17 protein-coding genes and 1 pseudogene are annotated in these 15,962 nt (G+C 69.6%); 12 read left to right on the top strand and 6 right to left on the bottom strand.

The features are described 5' to 3' along the window. From E3T22_RS06805 to E3T22_RS06795, 3 genes are all read left to right on the top strand, one after another. On the top strand, nt 1-1,000 hold a 1,000-nt coding region (locus tag E3T22_RS06805; protein WP_166789276.1), incomplete at its 5' end, for a YhgE/Pip family protein. A 96-nt stretch (nt 1,001-1,096) separates the two neighbouring features. Next, complete coding sequence (locus tag E3T22_RS06800) at nt 1,097-1,804, top strand: bifunctional 2-polyprenyl-6-hydroxyphenol methylase/3-demethylubiquinol 3-O-methyltransferase UbiG (protein WP_134408187.1); 708 nt, start codon at nt 1,097-1,099, stop codon at nt 1,802-1,804. Between the two features lie 66 nt (nt 1,805-1,870). Continuing rightward, entirely contained in the window at nt 1,871-2,914 is a 1,044-nt protein-coding gene (locus E3T22_RS06795; protein ID WP_166789019.1) for a DNA polymerase IV, read from the top strand. 87 nt (nt 2,915-3,001) lie between these two features. On the opposite strand, the gene E3T22_RS06790 is transcribed toward E3T22_RS06795, so the two are convergent. The 3 genes from E3T22_RS06790 to E3T22_RS06780 all read right to left on the bottom strand — a co-directional run bounded on the left by E3T22_RS06790 (nt 3,002) and on the right by E3T22_RS06780 (nt 6,764). Then, a complete protein-coding gene (locus tag E3T22_RS06790) occupies nt 3,002-4,165 on the bottom strand; it encodes an NADP-dependent malic enzyme (protein WP_088458140.1) in 1,164 nt (387 codons plus the stop codon). Between the two features lie 288 nt (nt 4,166-4,453). Then, nucleotides 4,454-6,133, bottom strand: coding sequence for an MDR family MFS transporter (locus tag E3T22_RS06785; RefSeq protein ID WP_241983620.1), 1,680 nt, complete (start codon nt 6,131-6,133; stop codon nt 4,454-4,456). Between the two features lie 13 nt (nt 6,134-6,146). After that, nucleotides 6,147-6,764 (bottom strand): TetR/AcrR family transcriptional regulator, encoded by a 618-nt coding sequence (locus E3T22_RS06780; protein WP_088457413.1) that lies wholly within the window; start codon nt 6,762-6,764, stop codon nt 6,147-6,149. Nucleotides 6,765-6,863: 99 nt separating this feature from the next. Here E3T22_RS06780 and E3T22_RS06775 point away from each other — a divergent pair, with 99 nt between their 5' ends. Together E3T22_RS06775 and E3T22_RS06770 are read left to right on the top strand one after the other, a co-directional pair. Continuing rightward, a complete protein-coding gene (locus E3T22_RS06775; RefSeq protein ID WP_134481254.1) occupies nt 6,864-7,217 on the top strand; it encodes a helix-turn-helix transcriptional regulator in 354 nt (117 codons plus the stop codon). Next, nucleotides 7,214-7,888 (top strand): cation transporter, encoded by a 675-nt coding sequence (locus E3T22_RS06770; RefSeq protein ID WP_088457415.1) that lies wholly within the window; start codon nt 7,214-7,216, stop codon nt 7,886-7,888. The genes E3T22_RS06775 and E3T22_RS06770 overlap by 4 nt, the downstream gene beginning before the upstream one ends. A gap of 105 nt (nt 7,889-7,993) precedes the next feature. On the opposite strand, the gene E3T22_RS06765 is transcribed toward E3T22_RS06770, so the two are convergent. Beyond that, on the bottom strand, nt 7,994-8,368 hold the full coding sequence (locus E3T22_RS06765) for a DUF4440 domain-containing protein (protein WP_088457416.1): 375 nt from the start codon (nt 8,366-8,368) through the stop codon (nt 7,994-7,996). Between the two features lie 34 nt (nt 8,369-8,402). Continuing rightward, on the bottom strand, nt 8,403-9,032 hold the full coding sequence (locus tag E3T22_RS06760; protein WP_088458141.1) for a TrmH family RNA methyltransferase: 630 nt from the start codon (nt 9,030-9,032) through the stop codon (nt 8,403-8,405). Nucleotides 9,033-9,162: 130 nt separating this feature from the next. Between E3T22_RS06760 and E3T22_RS06755 the strand changes: the two genes are divergently transcribed. From E3T22_RS06755 to E3T22_RS06725, 7 genes are all read left to right on the top strand, one after another. Then, nucleotides 9,163-10,077, top strand: a complete 915-nt coding sequence (locus E3T22_RS06755; RefSeq protein ID WP_134481255.1) for a hypothetical protein — start codon at nt 9,163-9,165, stop codon at nt 10,075-10,077. Beyond that, nucleotides 10,074-10,454, top strand: coding sequence for a GntR family transcriptional regulator (locus E3T22_RS06750; protein WP_370028194.1), 381 nt, complete (start codon nt 10,074-10,076; stop codon nt 10,452-10,454). Before E3T22_RS06755 ends, E3T22_RS06750 begins: the two co-directional genes overlap by 4 nt. A gap of 160 nt (nt 10,455-10,614) precedes the next feature. Continuing rightward, nucleotides 10,615-11,304 (top strand): DedA family protein, encoded by a 690-nt coding sequence (locus E3T22_RS06745; protein WP_088457418.1) that lies wholly within the window; start codon nt 10,615-10,617, stop codon nt 11,302-11,304. A gap of 192 nt (nt 11,305-11,496) precedes the next feature. Beyond that, nucleotides 11,497-11,790, top strand: a complete 294-nt coding sequence (locus tag E3T22_RS06740; protein ID WP_088457419.1) for an ATP-dependent DNA ligase — start codon at nt 11,497-11,499, stop codon at nt 11,788-11,790. 81 nt (nt 11,791-11,871) lie between these two features. After that, nucleotides 11,872-13,155 carry an Nramp family divalent metal transporter gene (locus E3T22_RS06735; protein WP_088457420.1) on the top strand — a complete coding sequence of 428 codons (1,284 nt, stop codon included), beginning with the start codon at nt 11,872-11,874 and terminating at the stop codon, nt 13,153-13,155. A gap of 25 nt (nt 13,156-13,180) precedes the next feature. Continuing rightward, nucleotides 13,181-13,825 carry a metal-dependent transcriptional regulator gene (locus tag E3T22_RS06730; protein WP_103460964.1) on the top strand — a complete coding sequence of 215 codons (645 nt, stop codon included), beginning with the start codon at nt 13,181-13,183 and terminating at the stop codon, nt 13,823-13,825. Between the two features lie 124 nt (nt 13,826-13,949). Continuing rightward, complete coding sequence (locus tag E3T22_RS06725) at nt 13,950-14,750, top strand: HAD-IIA family hydrolase (protein ID WP_088457422.1); 801 nt, start codon at nt 13,950-13,952, stop codon at nt 14,748-14,750. A gap of 79 nt (nt 14,751-14,829) precedes the next feature. On the opposite strand, the pseudogene E3T22_RS19010 reads toward E3T22_RS06725, so the two are convergent. Next, nucleotides 14,830-15,962: pseudogene (locus tag E3T22_RS19010) on the bottom strand (hypothetical protein); the annotation flags it as partial.

Genomic DNA, 15,962 nt, shown 5'->3' with positions numbered 1-15,962 from the left:
CGGCGCGCACCAGAGCGCGGACGGCGCCAGCGCCCTCGCCACCGGCGCCGGGCAGACCGCGGCCGGAGCCAGCAGTCTGGCGGCCGGCGCCGGCCAGACCGCCGACGGCGCCGCCACCCTGAGCACCGGCGCGGCCTCCGCCGCCGACGGTGCGGCGAGCCTGAGCACCGGCGCGGAATCCACCAGGGCCGGCGCAGAGACCCTCGCCACCGGCGCCTCGTCCCTCAGCGACGGCCTTGTCGGCCTCAAGGACGGCGCGGGCGAACTGCGCGACGGGCTCACCGACGGTGTCGGCAGCATTCCGGACACCGACGCCCAGACCCGCGACCTGCAGGGCTCGACCATCGCCGACCCGGTGAACCTGCAGAAGGCGGCGGTGACCTCCGCCGGCACCTACGGCGCCGGCCTGGCCCCGTTCTTCGCCAGCCTCGCCGGCTGGATCGGCATCTACGCCCTGTTCCTGATCGTGAAGCCGGTCTCCCGCCGCGCCATCACGGCCCTGCACTCCCCAGTGAAGATCACCCTCGCCGGCTGGCTCACCCCCGGCATCCTGGGCCTGCTGCAGATGGCCGCCCTGTTCGGCATCCTCACCGGCGTGCTGCACTTCGAGGTGCACAACCCGGTGGGCACCTACGGCATGATGGGCCTGGCCGCACTCACCTTCGCCGCGATCATCCTGGCGCTCAACGTGTGGCTGGGCAGCGTGGGCCAGTTCGTGGGCCTGGTGCTCATGGTGCTGCAGCTGGTCACTGCCGGCGGCACCTTCCCCTGGCAGACCCTGCCGGCGCCGCTGGCGTTCCTGCACCATGTGGTGCCGATGAGCTACGCCGTCGACGGCATCCGCCAGCTGATGTACGGCGGCAACCCGGCCACCGCCCTGAACGACGCCGGGGTGCTGCTGCTCTGGCTCACCGGGGCGCTCGTGATCGCCGCGATCGGCGTGGTGCGGATGACGCACTTCCGCACCCTGCGCGACCTCAAGCCCAGCTTGATCGGCTGAACTGCCTGCTTGCCATTCCGGCAAGACAGGTTGCGCGAGTGCTGCCCTATTCGGCATCATCGGGACACTTGACGACCACACCGAAGGGCCGACCCGATGACACACAGCTTTGAGAAGGACTACTGGGAACGGCACTGGGAACAGGCGCACGATCCGGAAGCCGAGGTGTCGGACCAGAGCGGCCCGAACCCGCATCTCGAACGGGAAATCGCCGGCCTCAGGCCCGGAACCGCCCTGGATGCGGGATGCGGCACCGGTGCCGACGCCATCTGGCTGGCCGACCGCGGCTGGCGGGTGACCGCCGCCGACATCTCCGGCACCGCCCTCGAGGCAGCGGCGGAACGGGCTGCCGAAGCGTCGGTTGCGGCGAGGGTGACCTGGCTCGAGGCCGACCTCACGACGTGGCTGCCGACAAGCCGGTTCGACCTGGTGGCCACCAGCTATGCGCACCCGGCGATGCCGCAGCTGGCCTTCTACGAGCGCATTGCGGACTGGGTCGCTCCCGGCGGCACCCTGCTGATCGTGGGGCATCTGCACGAGCCGACCTCGGCGGGCCCCGATGTCGGTCAGGGGCGTGGTCACGAGCACGGTCACGCGCATGGTGGCGGTCACGGCCACGCCGCGGGCGCGGGCCAGCAGCCACCCGTCGAGGCGACGGCCACCCTGGCGGACATCACCGGTCGTCTCGACCCCGCGATCTGGTGCATCGAGAGCGCCGAGGAGCGCGCCCGCACGGTCACCGGGCCGGAGGGGCGCCCCCTCGCGATGCACGACGCCATCGTGCGGGCCACTCGGCACGCCTGACCGCGGCGGCCGGATCGGCTACAATCGAACACATGTACGATGCAGACGGTGATCGGGGTGGCGCGCATGACGGCACGTCCGGTTCTGCACGCTGACGCCGACGCCTTTTTCGCCTCGGTCGCGTTGCGCTCGAGACCAGAGCTCGCCGCCGTGCCGGTTGCCGTGGTCGCCCATGTCTACATTGCCAGCGCGAACTACCCGGCTCGTGCGCGCGGTGTGCGCTCCGGATCGCTCGCCCAGGACGCGCTGAGGCAGTGTCCTGAGCTGATCCTGATCGACGTGCCACGCGCGGAGGTCGAGGAGGTGGGCGACGCCCTCTTCGACATCTTCCACAACAGCGCCAGGGCAGTGGAACCCGGCTCGATCGAGGAGGCCTTCCTCGACGTCGGCGCGACCGACTGGGCAGGGGCCATCGACGCCGGCCACGCGCTGCGCCGGCGGGTGGCCCGGGAACTCGGCATCCCCATCAGTGTCGGGGTGGGCAGCACCAAGCTGATGGCGAAGCTCGCCTCCCGCAGGGCGAAGCCCGACGGGCTCTCGGTGATTGACGCCGGCGAGGAAGCGCGTCTGCGCACGACCCTGCCGATCACCGACGTCTGGGGAATCGGTGCCACCACACTGCAGCGACTCCATCGCATCGGAGTGCTGAGGCTCGGCGACGTGGACGGCATCCCGCCGAACGAATTGCAGCACGTCTGCGGCACCGCGATGGCGCGGCGACTGTGGCGCATTCGGGACGGCACCGACGACGCCGTGGTGCGCCCGGTCGAACAGCGCTCGTCCCTCACGGCCGAGGGATCCACCGCCGGTTTCGCGCGGCCGGACAAGACGCCCGGCGAGCTGGCCGAGGCGTGTGTCGAGCGACTCTGCAAACGCGCCGAGCGGGCGGGACTCGCGGGCACGGGGATGACTCTCACCCTGCGACCGGAGACCGGCGGAAAGGCGGTTGTGCGGAAGCGCAACCTCGTGGCGGCGACGACCGGGCGGGCGGACTGGCTCGCTGTGGCCGGCGACCTGTTGGCCGGCGAGCCGGTGCCCCGGCTTGCCGGGTTGCGGGTCACCCTGACGGGACTGCTCCCGCTCGACCGGGTGCAGCACACCCTGTTCTGACGCGTTCGCGCGACCGCAGGCCGGGTCACCGGGTCTCGACAAGCTCGACCGACGAGACGGGTGGGACCGACGAGGAAGGTGCGACCGCTAGACGGCCGCCATCACCGCGGCGGCCACGGCGTCGGCCACGCGCTCGTCGAACGGGCTGGGCACGATGAAGTCGGCGGCGAGGTCGTCACCGACCAGGTCGGCGATGGCCATCGCGGCGGCGATCTTCATGGCGGTGGTGATGCGGCGGGCGCCGGCATCCAGGGCCCCGCGGAAGATGCCGGGGAAGGCGAGCACGTTATTGATCTGGTTGGGGTAGTCGCTGCGTCCGGTGGCCACGATCCTGGCATAACGGCCGGCCACGTCCGGGGCCACCTCGGGGTCGGGGTTGGAGAGCGCGAAGATCATGGCGTCAGCCGACATCGTGGCGAGCAGGGATTCCTCGACGGTGCTTGAGGAGACGCCGACGAAGACATCGGCGCCGGCGAGGGCCTGCGCCGGGCCGCCGTCGATCTGGCGGGGGTTCGACGTCACGGCGAACTCGGCCTTGACGCCGGTCAGGTCGATGCGGTGGCCGCTGAGGATGCCCCGGGAGTCCAGGAGCACGACGTCCTGGATACCGACCTCCAGCAGGATCGCGGCGATCGCGATCCCCGCCGCGCCCGCGCCGGACACGACGACCTTGAGGCCCGCGCGATCCCGGCCGAGCACCTTGGCGCCGTTGGTGATCGCGGCCAGCACCACGACGGCGGTGCCGTGTTGGTCGTCGTGCATGACGGGCATGTCGAGGGCCTCGATGAGCTTGGCCTCGAGCTCGAAACAGCGCGGCGCCGACACATCCTCGAGGTTCACGGCCCCGAAGCTGTGCTGCAGACGCACGAGGGTCTCGACGATCTCATCGACGTCAGTGGTGTCGAGCACCAGCGGGATGGAGTTCAGCCCGGCGAAGCGCTGGAAGAGGGCCGACTTGCCCTCCATCACGGGCAGGGCGGCGGCCGGGCCGATGTCGCCGAGCCCCAGCACCGCGGTGCCGTCGCTGACGACGGCCACCAGCCGGCTCGCCCAGGTGTGCGTGGCGGCGACAGCGGCATCGGTGTGGATCGCGCGGCTGACCTCGGCAACGCCAGGGGTGTAGACGACGGCCAGGTCACGCCGGGTGTCGATGGGCCGGGCGAGTTCGATTCGCAGCTTGCCGCCCTCGTGGGCAGCGAAGATCTCGTCGGTGGTGACCAGGGCGGGCTGGACGGGGATGGTGAGTGACATGGAGCGGGCCTTTGCGGTCGAGACACAGAAAAGCCGCACACTTCCTGAAGGATCCAGACCGGCCTGGGATCAGGCTACGGCCATCGCGGCTCGAACGAACGGGACCATAGGCCCAGTCACCCGTCGCCGGGCGCAAACCGAGTCGCCGAGTTGCCGCAAAAGACCCCCTGGCAGGCATCGAAGGGCCACTTTGGCCGCAGTCGCGGAGGGGACCGGCGGCGACTCACGTCAAAATGCCCCTTCGGGTGCGGTGAAGGGGCATTCTGAAGCAACTCGGCGAAACTGCCGCTAGCGCGGTTCGGGCGCCTTCAGCTCGGCGTCGGCACGGACTCCGGCATCGGACGGGGCGGTGGCCGGGTGCGTCGGGTGCGTCGGGTGGCCGTGCTGGGCGGCTTCGAGGGCCTCGGCCTCCGCACCGCCGACGGCCTCACCGCGGGCGACCATTCCGGCCACGTCGGAGAGCGTGATCTGCTTGAGCATCAGGGCAAGGAGGAAGGCCAGGCCGATGAAGGGCAGCAGGTACCAGAACACCGGCGCCAGCGCATCCGCATAGGCCGCCACCACCCCGTCACGCACGACATCGGGCAGCGCATTCAGGGTCTGCGGGTCGATCGTGGACGTGGCCGCAGCGGCATCCGTGGCGTTCGCGCCGGCGTTGCTGAACACGCCGGTGAGGTTCTCGGTGAGCCGGTTGGTGAAGATCGTGCCGAACACGGCCACGCCGAGCGCGGCACCGACCTCGCGGAAGTAGTTGTTCGTGCTGGTTGCGGTGCCCACCATCGACGGGTTGACCGAGTTCTGGGCGACCAGGACGACAACTTGCATGATCAGCCCGAGGCCCGCACCGAAGATGAACAGGAACACGCAGATCAACCAGATCGGCGTCTCGGCGGTGAGGCCGGTCATCAGCACCATCGCGAGCGCGGTGAGGATCGTGCCGATGATCGGGAACATCTTGTACCGGCCGGTCTTGGTGATGGCGATACCGGAGATGATCGACGTGCCGATCAGGCCGGCCATCATCGGCAGCATCAGCAGGCCGGATGCCGCCGCTGACGTGCCTGAAGACATCTGCAGGAAGGTGGGCACGAACCCGATCGCGGAGAACATGCCGAGCCCCAGGGTGAGGCCGATCAGGGTCGCGTTGACGAAGGTCGGGTTCTTGAACAGCGACAGCGGGATGATCGGGTCTTTCGCCTTCGCCTCAGTGATGACGAACAGGACGGCCGCGAGCAGCATGCCGGCACCGAAGAGCCAGGTCTCAATCGCTTCCCAGCCATGGTCGGCGTTGCCGCCGAAGTCGGTGAAGAAGATCAGGCAGGTCGTGAAGGCCGACAGGAAGATGACGCCGAGGATGTCGATCGGCTGGGTGGCCTTCTTGCTCGGCAGCCGCAGGGCGAACCAGGCGATCGCGAAGGCCGCGATGCCGACGGGGATGTTGATGTAGAACGCCCACTGCCAGGTGAGGTGGTCCACGAAGAAACCGCCCAGGAGCGGACCGCCGACGGCGGAGAGGCCGAAGACGGCGCCGAGCGGGCCGAGGTACTTGCCACGCTCGGATGCGGGCACGATGTCGGCGATGATCGCCTGGGAGAGGATCATCAATCCGCCACCACCGAGGCCCTGCACGGCACGCCAGACCACCAGCTGGGTGAAGTCGCCGGCGAAGGCACAACCCACCGAGGCGATGGTGAACAGCGCGATCGCGATCAGGAACAGGTTGCGACGGCCGAGCACGTCACCGAACTTGCCGTAGACGGGCATCACGATGGTCGTCGCCAGCAGGTAGGCCGTGGTGAGCCAGACCTGGTGCTCGACGCCGCCGAGCTGGCCGACGATGGTGGGCATCGCGGTGGAGACGATGGTCTGGTCGAGGCTGGACAAGAGCATGCCGGCGATCAGGGCGCCGAAGATGATCCAGATTCGCCGTTGGGTGAGGAGGAGCGGCGCCTCGGAGGTGGTGGTCACGAAATGTTGCCTTTCAGGGAGTGGGTACGGCCAGCACGAGGCGCATGGCGTCGAGCGAAGAAGAGAGGATGACGGCGAAGTCTTGGTCATTCGCCGGATCGACGAAGGTGTCGGCGGTGGATTTCATGAGCGAGCCGACGATGCTCACGATCGCCGCAGCACGCGGATCGTCGCCGTCGACGCCTTGCCTCTCTACGATGAGGCCGCGGAGCTGGCGGTCGCGGTCCCTGGACAGGCCGATGAAACGGGCCAGCAAGCGCGGCTCACGTTCCAGGGCCACCATCAGGTCGCTGTGCTCCCGGGGGTCCATCTCATCGGATTCAATGTGCTGGATGGCCAGGTCGATCAGGTCGTTGAGCACCTGCGGCCACTCGCCCGCTCCGCGGGCCAGGAACTTTTCGGCGAAGAGTCGGTACTCGTCGTCGGGATTGACCCCGATGACGGCGTCTTCCTTGCTGGCGAAGTAGTTGAAGAAGGTGCGCCGGGACACGTCGACGGCGGAGCACACCTCCTCGATCGTGAAACCGGCCAGGCCGCGCTCCGCCGTGAGCCGACGCGACACCGCCGTGAGATTGGCGGCGGTTTTACGCATCCGTCGCTCAACACGGGAAGTGATTGCACTTTCTGACATAGAGTGCAGTTTTGCATCATTGGACACACAGTGCAAGTTAAATCCCGACGTTCGGGGTCGGGCTTGGCGATAGGTCACCCGGCGCTGTATGGTCAGTCAATGCTGACCATTGCGAGCCACCTCGACGTCATGAATCGCCTGGGTCGTGCGATGGCCGACCCCACCCGGTCCCGCATCCTGCTGAGCCTGCTCGAGGCGCCCGGCTACCCGGCCCGGATCGCCCGGTCGCTCAACCTCACCCGGTCGAACGTCTCCAACCACCTGAGCTGCCTGCGCGGCTGCGGCATCGTGGCCGCGGTCCCAGAGGGCCGGCAAACCCGGTACGAGATCGCCGACCCGCACCTGACCCGCGCGCTCGCGGCCCTCGTCGAGGTGGTGCTCGCCGTCGACGACGGCGAGCCCTGCACCGAAACCGACTGCGACCTTCCCGGCTGCTGCGATACCCCCGCATGACCGCCACGAACACGGCATCGTCACTCGACCCGATCCGTCGCCGCGTGCTGCAGCGCCGCATCCGACTGGTGGTGGCGATCACCATTAGCTACAACGTGATCGAGGCGGGCATCGCCCTGGCCGCCGGCACCGTCGCCTCCTCCGCCGCACTGGTCGGCTTCGGCCTCGACTCGATCGTCGAGGTGCTCTCGGCGGCGGCGATCGCCTGGCAGTTCGCGGCACCGGACCCGGAGAAGCGCGAGCGGGTGGCCCTTCGGGTGATCGCCGTCTCCTTCTTCGCGCTGGCGGCCTACGTGAGCGTGGATGCCGGCCTCTCGCTCTTCGGGGTGCGCGAGGCCGAGCACAGCCCGGTGGGGATCGCCTTGGCCGCGGTGAGCCTGGCGATCATGCCGGTCTTGAGCTGGTTCGAGCGTCGCACCGGCCGGGAACTCGGCTCGGCATCCGCCGTCGCCGACTCGAAGCAGACCCTGCTCTGCAGCTACCTCTCTGCCGCGCTGCTGGCCGGGTTGCTGCTCAACTCACTGCTCGGCTGGGCCTGGGCGGACTCGGTCGCGGCGCTGGTGATTGCCGGCTTCGCGGCGAAGGAGGGCCTCGAGGCGTGGCGCGGCGACGCCTGCACGGTTCCGGTTTCGGCGCTCACCGGGGAGCGTGCCGCCGAGACCGGCCATTGATCGCCCCTCTCGGCGACGCCGAAGGTCATCGCCGCACCAGCTATGGCCCATCGCGCCCGCTATAGGGGGCGCGATGGGCCATACGGGGTGCGGCGAAGGGGATGCCTAGACCGGCGACTCCTGGTGCGCCGCGATCGCCCAGCCGCCGTTGTTCTCGTCGAAGAGGTAGGTCGTGGACATCTGCAGCTCGGTCGCGGTGTCACCTCGCCAGGCCGTGGACCTGTAGACCAGCACGCCCGCGTGCTCACCCAACCGAATGACGGCCGGCTCGTGCAGTTCATACCGATCCAGCGGAGCGGCGGCCTTGAACGCGGCGCGCACGTCGTCGCGGCCGAGCACCACCCCCGGCAGAATCAGCAGACCGTCCCCGGTCATGGTGCGCTGGTAGTAGTCACCGCCCTTGCCGGCGAGGATGGCGCGCCAGCCCTCGTGGGCTTCGTGCAGGAGTCTGGCAGGGAGATCGTCGGTGATCGCAGTCATGACTCCACGCTAGCCCTCGGCCGGGCCGGGCGGGTCAGAATTTGTGCTGCAGAATCCAGGCGTGCATGGTGACCGCGGCCGCCGCGGAAGCGTTCATCGAGCGCGTCGAGCCGAACTGGCTGATTTCCACCAGGGCGTCACCGGCAGCCACGGCCTCCGGCGAGAGGCCGGGACCCTCCTGGCCGAACAGGAGCACACAGTGCTCGGGGAAGCTGAAGGTCTCCATGATCACGCTGCCGGGCAGGTTGTCGATGGCGATGATCGGCAGGTTCTCGGTGCGGGCCCACTCGACGAACGCCGCCACATCCGGGTGGTGCAGCACGTGCTGGTAACGGTCGGTCACCATGGCGCCGCGCTTGTTCCAACGCTTGCGGCCGATGATGTGCACGGTATCGGCGCCGAACGCATTGGCGCTGCGAACGATGGAGCCGATGTTCATGTCGTGCTGCCAGTTCTCGATGGCCACGTGGAACGGGTTGCGCTTCTCGTCGAGGTCGGCGACGATCGCCGGCATCGACCAGTACCGGTACCGGTCGATCACGTTGCGGGTGTCGCCGCGTTCGAGCAGCTCTCGGTCGTAGTACGGCTCCTCCGGCCATTCCCCGACCCACGGGCCGACCCCGTTGGTGGACAGCTCTGGCGTGGGGTTCAACGGTTCTGGCACTGCACCACCGTATCCCGCCAACGCGGGACGTCCGGCACCCCCGGTTGCTTTCCGTGGTTTTGTACCGCTACATTATTTGTATTGCTACGAAGGCGGATGACGACCTTCGACCCGGGGAATGGAGGCTCGTGTGTCCTTTGTGTTTTTGTGCTGCGCCATCGCGATCATGTCGGCCTTTACCCCGCTCAGCTCGAGCAAGCCCGCCAACCGGGCGCGAGAGCTGGACGCGTACGCGCGCCGCCTGGGCGTCGCCGTGCCCGTCGACACCGCCGAGCGCATCACCGGCCAGCTCATCTGCCGAGAGCGCGCGCTCCTGACCGGCGGGCTCACCGGCATCGTGCTCGCGGTCATCACCGCCCTGCTCCTCCCCGGCGGCTTCAACGCCGGTTATGTGCCCGTGCTGATCTTCGGCGGCCTGGGCGTCGGCAGCGCCATCGGCGCGGCACTTGCGTCCTCGGCGAGCGCCTTCACTCCGCTCACCGGGCCACGCATTGCCAGGTCATGCACTCCCGGCTATGCCGACTATGTGCCCCCACTGGAGCGCTGGAGCGGACGCCTGCTGCCCGCCCTCGCTCTCCTGGCCGTCCTCGCCGCATGGATCGCCTTCAGTATCGGGGCGCTCGGCGACGCGCGCCTCTCCTCCGCCTACATCTGGGGGTCGGCCGGCGCCTGGCTCGCCTATGCCTCGATCGCCGGGCTGCTGGTGTCGGAGGCGCTGTCCCGCCGCATCCTCGATCGCGGCCAGCCGGCGGCATCCGCCACCGATCTGGCCTGGAACGACGGCCTGCGCTCGCGAGCCCTGCGCGACCTGCACGCCGTGCCCATCACGCTGGGCTTCGTGTCGGTCCTGGGCACCTTCCTCGACATCGGCTCCCTCTCCGACTACCAGGGCGGCGGTGCGACCGCGGCCCTCGTGGGCCTACTTCTTCTGGTCCTACTGAGCAGCGCGGCCCTCGCAGTTCTCCTTCTCGACGTCACCTCGAAGCCCCAGCAGTACTACTGGCGTCGGCTGTGGGCCGACCGAGCGGCCGGCTCTCCGACATGATGCTCGTCATCGATCCCGACTCGGGCGTCGCCCCATACGAACAGATTCGATCCCAGATCGTCGCGGCCGTGCGTGCCGGCGACCTGAAGCCCGGCGCGCAGCTGCCCACTGTGCGACGTCTGGCCGACGACCTGGGCATCGCGCCCAACACGGTGGCGCGCAGCTACCGCGAGCTCGAACGCCACGGAGTGATCGAAACCCGCGGCCGCAACGGATCCGTGATCGCCGGCGTCACGACGCCGGGCCCGGCAGCGGATGCCGCCCGGGCCTACGCGCGCCGCGCAGCCGAGTTGGGCCTGACCCGCGACGCCGCCCTCGATCTCGTGCGTGCGGCGTTGGACGGTACCGCGGCCGCCTCGACCACCCCCACCGACTGAGGACCGCCGGCCGCAGCACCCAGCTTCCGTTCACCTCGGGTTCGCTACCCTGGGGGTCAGGGTGCGCAACAGTCGGCAGCCGCGGCGGTTCCGACCGCGTCTTCGCGCCGGCGCCATCCGATCGAGACCGCACTCATGACCCCGACCGGAAGGCAGTTCCATGCATCCCACACTCTTCGGCATCGACTTCCTCGACTCCGAGTGGCTGATCGGTTGGTTCGGATCGTTCGTGCTGTTGGGCGTCGCCGCCGTCGTGTTCGTCGAGACCGGCTTCATCGTGCTGTCGTTCCTGCCGGGCGACTCCCTGCTCTTCACGGTGGGGCTGCTCACCGCCACCGGCGACGTGCCGTTCCCCATCTTCGTGACCTGTGCGATCATCTTCGTCGCCGCGTTCGCGGGTGACCAGCTGGCCTACGGCGTGGGGCGCAAGGCCGGACCGGCCGTCTTCGCCCGCGAGCAGAACCGGTTCTTCAACCCGAAGAACGTCGAACGCACCAACGCGTTCTTCGCCAAGCACGGTGGCAAGGCCGTCATCATCGCGCGCTTCCTGCCCGTCTTCCGCGCCTTCGTGCCCCTCGCTGCCGGCGTCGGCAAGATGAGCTACCGCACTTTCGTGACCTTCAACCTGATCGGCGCGTTCGCCTGGGGCGTCGGCCTCACCATGGTGGGCTTCCTGCTCGGGCAGATCCAGTTCGTCGCCGACTACTCCGAGTACTTCATCATCGGCATCGTGCTGCTCTCGGGCATCCCGATCCTCTCCGAGCTGTACAAGGCCGGGCGCGAGGCCCTGCGCACCCGCGGCAAGGCCGCCGTGCCCGCCGTCGAACTGCCCGAGGACGTGCGCGAGTAGCCCACTCCCCGGCTGATGCCCCGGACTGGGGACTGACCGGGCCCGCACGCCTCTCGGTACAGTGAAAATCTGAATCTGGCGGGCGACCGCGCAGCCGGCACCAGCACACGACCCGGGGGGCGTCGCGATGGACCATGGACCGATCTTGCTCACGCGCCCTGTGGTGCGCCGGCCGCGGGCGAGGACCTGAGCGTGGGGCGGTTCATCTACGACTCCACCCTGACCGTGATCCTGGACGACCTTCTCCTCAGCCACCTCCAGGCGGTGGTGGGCGCCAAGTTCCGTCTCCAGCAGTCCTTCTACTTCAGCTGGGGCTACCCGGGCAAGACCGGGGAGAGTCGCACCACGATCTGGTTGACGCCGGGCATCAGCGTGCAGTTTCACTATCGCACCGCCCGCGCACACGCCCTTGATCGGGACCGGATCAGCACTTTCCTCGCCCAGGCGAACAGCCCCAGCGGTCTCGTCCTCGTCATCGGCGACTGATTCCGTCGGCGGGGCCGCCGGGCACGCGGCATCCGCCCCGAGGGGGTTTCGGCTTACCTAAATACTCACTACGATTTAGGCATGCCTCAATCTGACCCTGCAGCGACCGCGACCGTGGCGGAACGCGCCGCCCCTCCCTCGCTGAACTCGGTGGCCTCCACCCGGCTGCTCTGGCTGCTCGGACCGGCGCTCGTGGCCGGCGTGGCCTATCTGGACCCGGGCAACGTGGCCAGCAATATGACCGCGGGCGCCCGGTACGGGTACCTGTTGGTCTGGGTGGTCGTGGCCGGCAACCTGATGGCGTGGCTGATCCAGTACCTGTCGGCGAAGCTGGGCATCGTCACCGGCACCAGCCTGCCGGAGATCCTCGGGGTGCGCCTGCGGCGGCCAACCGCCCGTCGGCTCTACTGGGTGCAGGCCGAGCTCGTGGCCATGGCCACCGACCTGGCCGAGATCATCGGCGGCGCCGTGGCCCTCAACCTGCTCTTCGGGCTGCCGCTGCTGGCCGGCGGTGTGATCACCGGTGTCATCTCGATGATCGTGCTCACCGTGCAGACACGACGCGGCCCGCGCGTTTTCGAGCGGGTCATCGTGGCCCTGCTTCTGATCATCACGGTGGGCTTCGCCGCCGGGGTCTTCTTCGCGCCGCCGGACGCCGGTTCGGTTCTCGACGGTCTGGTGCCGCGCTTCGAGGGCGCGGACTCGGTGCTGCTGGCGGCGTCGATCCTCGGTGCCACGATCATGCCCCACGCCATCTACGCGCACTCCGCGCTCACCCGCGACAGGTTCCCGATGCAGGAGGGACCGGCCGCCACCCGGCGCCTGCTCTGGGCGACGAAGTGGGATGTCACAATCGCCATGGCCATCGCCGGCACCGTCAACCTCGCCATACTGCTGCTCGCGGCCTCGGCTCTGCAGGGGGTGCCGGGCACCGACTCGCTCGAGGGTGCGTACGCGGCCCTGCAGAGCACGCTCGGCCCGGTGGTCGCGACGGTGTTCGCGATCGGGCTGCTGGCCTCCGGTCTCGCCTCCACCTCGGTGGGCGCCTACGCCGGAGCCGAGATCATGCACGGCCTGCTCAAGCTGCGGGTGCCACTGCTGCTGCGCCGCATCGTCACCCTCATCCCGGCGCTGCTGATCCTCGGCGTGGGATTCGATCCCACTCAGGCGCTGGTGCTGAGCCAGGTGGTGTTGTCGTTCGGCATCCCGTTCGCCCTCATCCCGTTGGTGTGGCTCACGGCGCAGCGCGGCCTGCTCGGCGACTTCGCCAACCGCTGGTTCACCACGGCCGCCGGCGCCGTGGCCGCGGTGCTGCTGGTGTCCCTCAACGCCGTCCTGCTCGTGCTCGTCTTCACCGCCGCATGAACCGGCCAGCTACCCCGAGGTGGTCATGAAACCCACCACACCGGCCGCCGAGGACTACCTCAAGACGATCTACGCGCACACCGAGTGGCAGCCGGCGCCGATCACACCCCGGGTCCTGGCCACCCGGCTGGGCATCGCTCCGTCGTCGGTGACCGAGATGGTGAAGAAGCTCGCTGCCGACGGGTTCATTGCCCACGTGCCGTACGGCCCGCTAACCCTCACCGCAGCCGGGCGGATGCGCGCCACGGCCGTGGTGCGCCGGCACCGGCTGATCGAGACCTGGCTGGTGCGGGAGCTCGGCTACACCTGGGACGAGGTGCACGACGAGGCGGAGGTGCTCGAGCACGCGATCTCCGACCGGCTGCTCGAGGCCATCGACGCCCATCTGGGCCACCCGGCGGCCGACCCGCACGGCGATCCCATCCCCGCCGCCGACGGCTCCAGCGTGCGGGTGCCGGCGGTCCTGCTCGCGGATGCGGCGCCCGGCCACGCCGGAACCGTGCTGAGGGTCAGCGATCGCGATCCGGGCATCCTGCGTGCCCTGGCCGACGCGGGCATCGGCCCCGGCAGTCGACTGGATGTGGTCGACGCGCACAGTGTGCGGCTGCCCGACGGGGAGCTGCACCCGCTCGCCCCGGACGCCGCCGGCGCCATCTGGCTCACGCGCTGACCGGGCACCCCGCGCCGCCAAGGGCGGCGGCGGGGTGCCGCCAGCAAACCTCTCCCCGATAGTCTGGATACGGCAGCCTGTCCCCCTGGTTGCGCCCAGTTCGTCCCACAAGAAGGAGCGAGTCATGAGAACCCGTGACGAGATCGAATGCTGGCTCACCGACATGGACGGCGTCCTGGTGCATGAAAACCAGGCCCTGCCCGGCGCTGCCGAATTGCTGCAGCAGTGGACCGATGCCGGCACACCGTTCCTGGTGCTGACGAACAACTCCATCTTCACGCCGCGCGACCTGTCGGCCCGCCTGCGCTCCTCGGGGCTGAACGTGCCTGAGGAACGCATCTGGACCTCCGCGCTGGCCACGGCGGACTTCCTCAAACAGCAGAGCCCCGGCGGCACGGCATTCGTGATCGGCGAGGTCGGGCTCACCACCGCGTTGCACGAGGCCGGCTTCATCATGACCGAGACCAACCCCGACTACGTGGTCGTGGGTGAGACCCGCAACTACTCGTTCGAGGCCATCACCAAGGCCATCCGGCTGCTGCTCAAGGGCGCCCGGTTCATCGTGACCAACCCGGATGCGACCGGCCCCAGCGCCGAGGGACCGATGCCGGCCACCGGCGCGATCGCCGCGCTGATCACCAAGGCCACCGGCATGGAGCCTTACGTCGTGGGCAAGCCCAATCCGATGATGTTCCGCTCGGCGATGAACCGCATCGGCGCGCACTCGGAGAACACCGGCATGATCGGCGACCGGATGGACACCGACATCGTCGCCGGCATCGAGGCCGGTTTGCACACGGTTCTGGTGCTCACCGGCATCAGCGACCCCGCCGAGATCGCTCGGTACCCCTTCCGCCCCGACGAGATCCTCGACGGCGTGCACCAGCTGCTCGCCGCCGGACCTGTCGAATCCGACGAAATCTAGCCGCCCGCGCACCGCGGTGACACGGAAAGCCGGGCCCTCGGGCCCGGCTTTCTGTGTGTGCGGAGTGGCTACGGCGCCGTTAGGCGGCCGGGGCCAGGCTCGCGGTGAGCGGCTCGCCCGAGGACCGGCTCGCGAAGCAGTAGAAGTACCTCTCGCCGGCGTCCCACTGCTCGGCGGTCACCGGGTAACTGCCTTGCAGCTGCACATCGCCGTAGGCGCCGGCGGTTTCGAAGTCGATCACGCCGGGGGCGCTGCAGAGAACGTTGATCTGGTCGGCGAACGCCTGCTCACCGGGGAACGGGGAACCGCTGTCGCCCTCGAGGATGCCGCGGTAGACCAGCTGGCCCATGTGCGGGGTGGCGCAGTCGACGACGGTGAATTCTTCGTCCCAGGGCGACGTGTACGGTTCGAGGCACTCGGTGCCGAACAGGGTGTTCCAGGCGTGCACGCCGGCCGGCTGCGGGCCCGGGACGGCGGGCTCGGGGGCGGTCGTGGGCTCCGTGGTGGTGCCCGCCTGGGCTGAGGCAGATTCGGTGGGGGCGGCCGCCGGGGTGTCACCCAGGCTCTGGCCCAGGAAGAAGAGACCGATGATCACGAGCACCGCGACCACGGCACCCCCGACCCAAAGCAGGTCTCGCTTCGAGGGGCGGCGCGGCGGCTCGCCGTCGGCCGGACCGCGGCGACGGGGACCGGGTTCGTCGGCGGACGGCGCCGGTGCGGCGTGGGCGTCGTGGCCGGGCGCTGCCGTGGCTGCACCGGTGGCCGCGGCCGCGGTTGCGGCGGACACGGGGAGCGCGGCCGGAGCCGGTTCGGGGAGTGGTACGTGAGCGGCGTGCCGAGAGACCGGGGCGCTGGTGGAGTCGGCGGGGCGCGGTGCGACGCCGGTGTCCAACGGGCTCGGCGGGGTGGCCGGCGTACGACGACCGAGAGCGGCCGTCTCCTCTTCAGCGGTGGGCACCAGCCGGGACTGGGCCGGGGTCGTCCACCAGGGCGCCGCTTCGAGGTCGGCGGGAGTCCGCCGCGGCGGAGCCGGCGTCTTGGTGAGGGGCTGAGTGTGCTCAGGGTCGGCCGCGGGTGCCGGGGCCGCAGGTACCGGGGCAGCAGCAGCGGGCGCCGCCGGCGTAACGGCGGGCGGCGGTGCGGCGGCCCGTGGCGCGGATGCGGGACCAACGGGCGGTGCCGCGGCGGCGGGCGGCGCCGGTGCAACAGGCG

Source organism: Cryobacterium sp. TMB3-10, assembly GCF_004402305.1.
GTDB classification, from domain to species: Bacteria; Actinomycetota; Actinomycetes; order Actinomycetales; family Microbacteriaceae; genus Cryobacterium; species Cryobacterium zongtaii.
The sequence above is the reverse complement of the archived record's forward strand: the minus strand, read 5'-3'. Positions and strand labels throughout refer to the sequence as shown.

Excerpts from the sequence above, each read along its gene's own strand:
- E3T22_RS06775 (WP_134481254.1), top strand. The coding sequence starts at position 6,864 with ATGCTGACCATTGCGAGCCACCTCGACGTCATGAATCGCCTGGGTCGT.
- E3T22_RS06725 (WP_088457422.1), top strand. The coding sequence starts at position 13,950 with ATGAGAACCCGTGACGAGATCGAATGCTGGCTCACCGACATGGACGGC.
- E3T22_RS06735 (WP_088457420.1), top strand. The coding sequence starts at position 11,872 with ATGCCTCAATCTGACCCTGCAGCGACCGCGACCGTGGCGGAACGCGCC.
- E3T22_RS06780 (WP_088457413.1), bottom strand. The coding sequence starts at position 6,764 with ATGTCAGAAAGTGCAATCACTTCCCGTGTTGAGCGACGGATGCGTAAA.
- E3T22_RS06770 (WP_088457415.1), top strand. The coding sequence starts at position 7,214 with ATGACCGCCACGAACACGGCATCGTCACTCGACCCGATCCGTCGCCGC.
- E3T22_RS06745 (WP_088457418.1), top strand. The coding sequence starts at position 10,615 with ATGCATCCCACACTCTTCGGCATCGACTTCCTCGACTCCGAGTGGCTG.
- E3T22_RS06750 (WP_370028194.1), top strand. The coding sequence starts at position 10,074 with ATGATGCTCGTCATCGATCCCGACTCGGGCGTCGCCCCATACGAACAG.
- E3T22_RS06800 (WP_134408187.1), top strand. The coding sequence starts at position 1,097 with ATGACACACAGCTTTGAGAAGGACTACTGGGAACGGCACTGGGAACAG.
- E3T22_RS06730 (WP_103460964.1), top strand. The coding sequence starts at position 13,181 with ATGAAACCCACCACACCGGCCGCCGAGGACTACCTCAAGACGATCTAC.
- E3T22_RS06795 (WP_166789019.1), top strand. The coding sequence starts at position 1,871 with ATGACGGCACGTCCGGTTCTGCACGCTGACGCCGACGCCTTTTTCGCC.
- E3T22_RS06790 (WP_088458140.1), bottom strand. The coding sequence starts at position 4,165 with ATGTCACTCACCATCCCCGTCCAGCCCGCCCTGGTCACCACCGACGAG.
- E3T22_RS06765 (WP_088457416.1), bottom strand. The coding sequence starts at position 8,368 with ATGACTGCGATCACCGACGATCTCCCTGCCAGACTCCTGCACGAAGCC.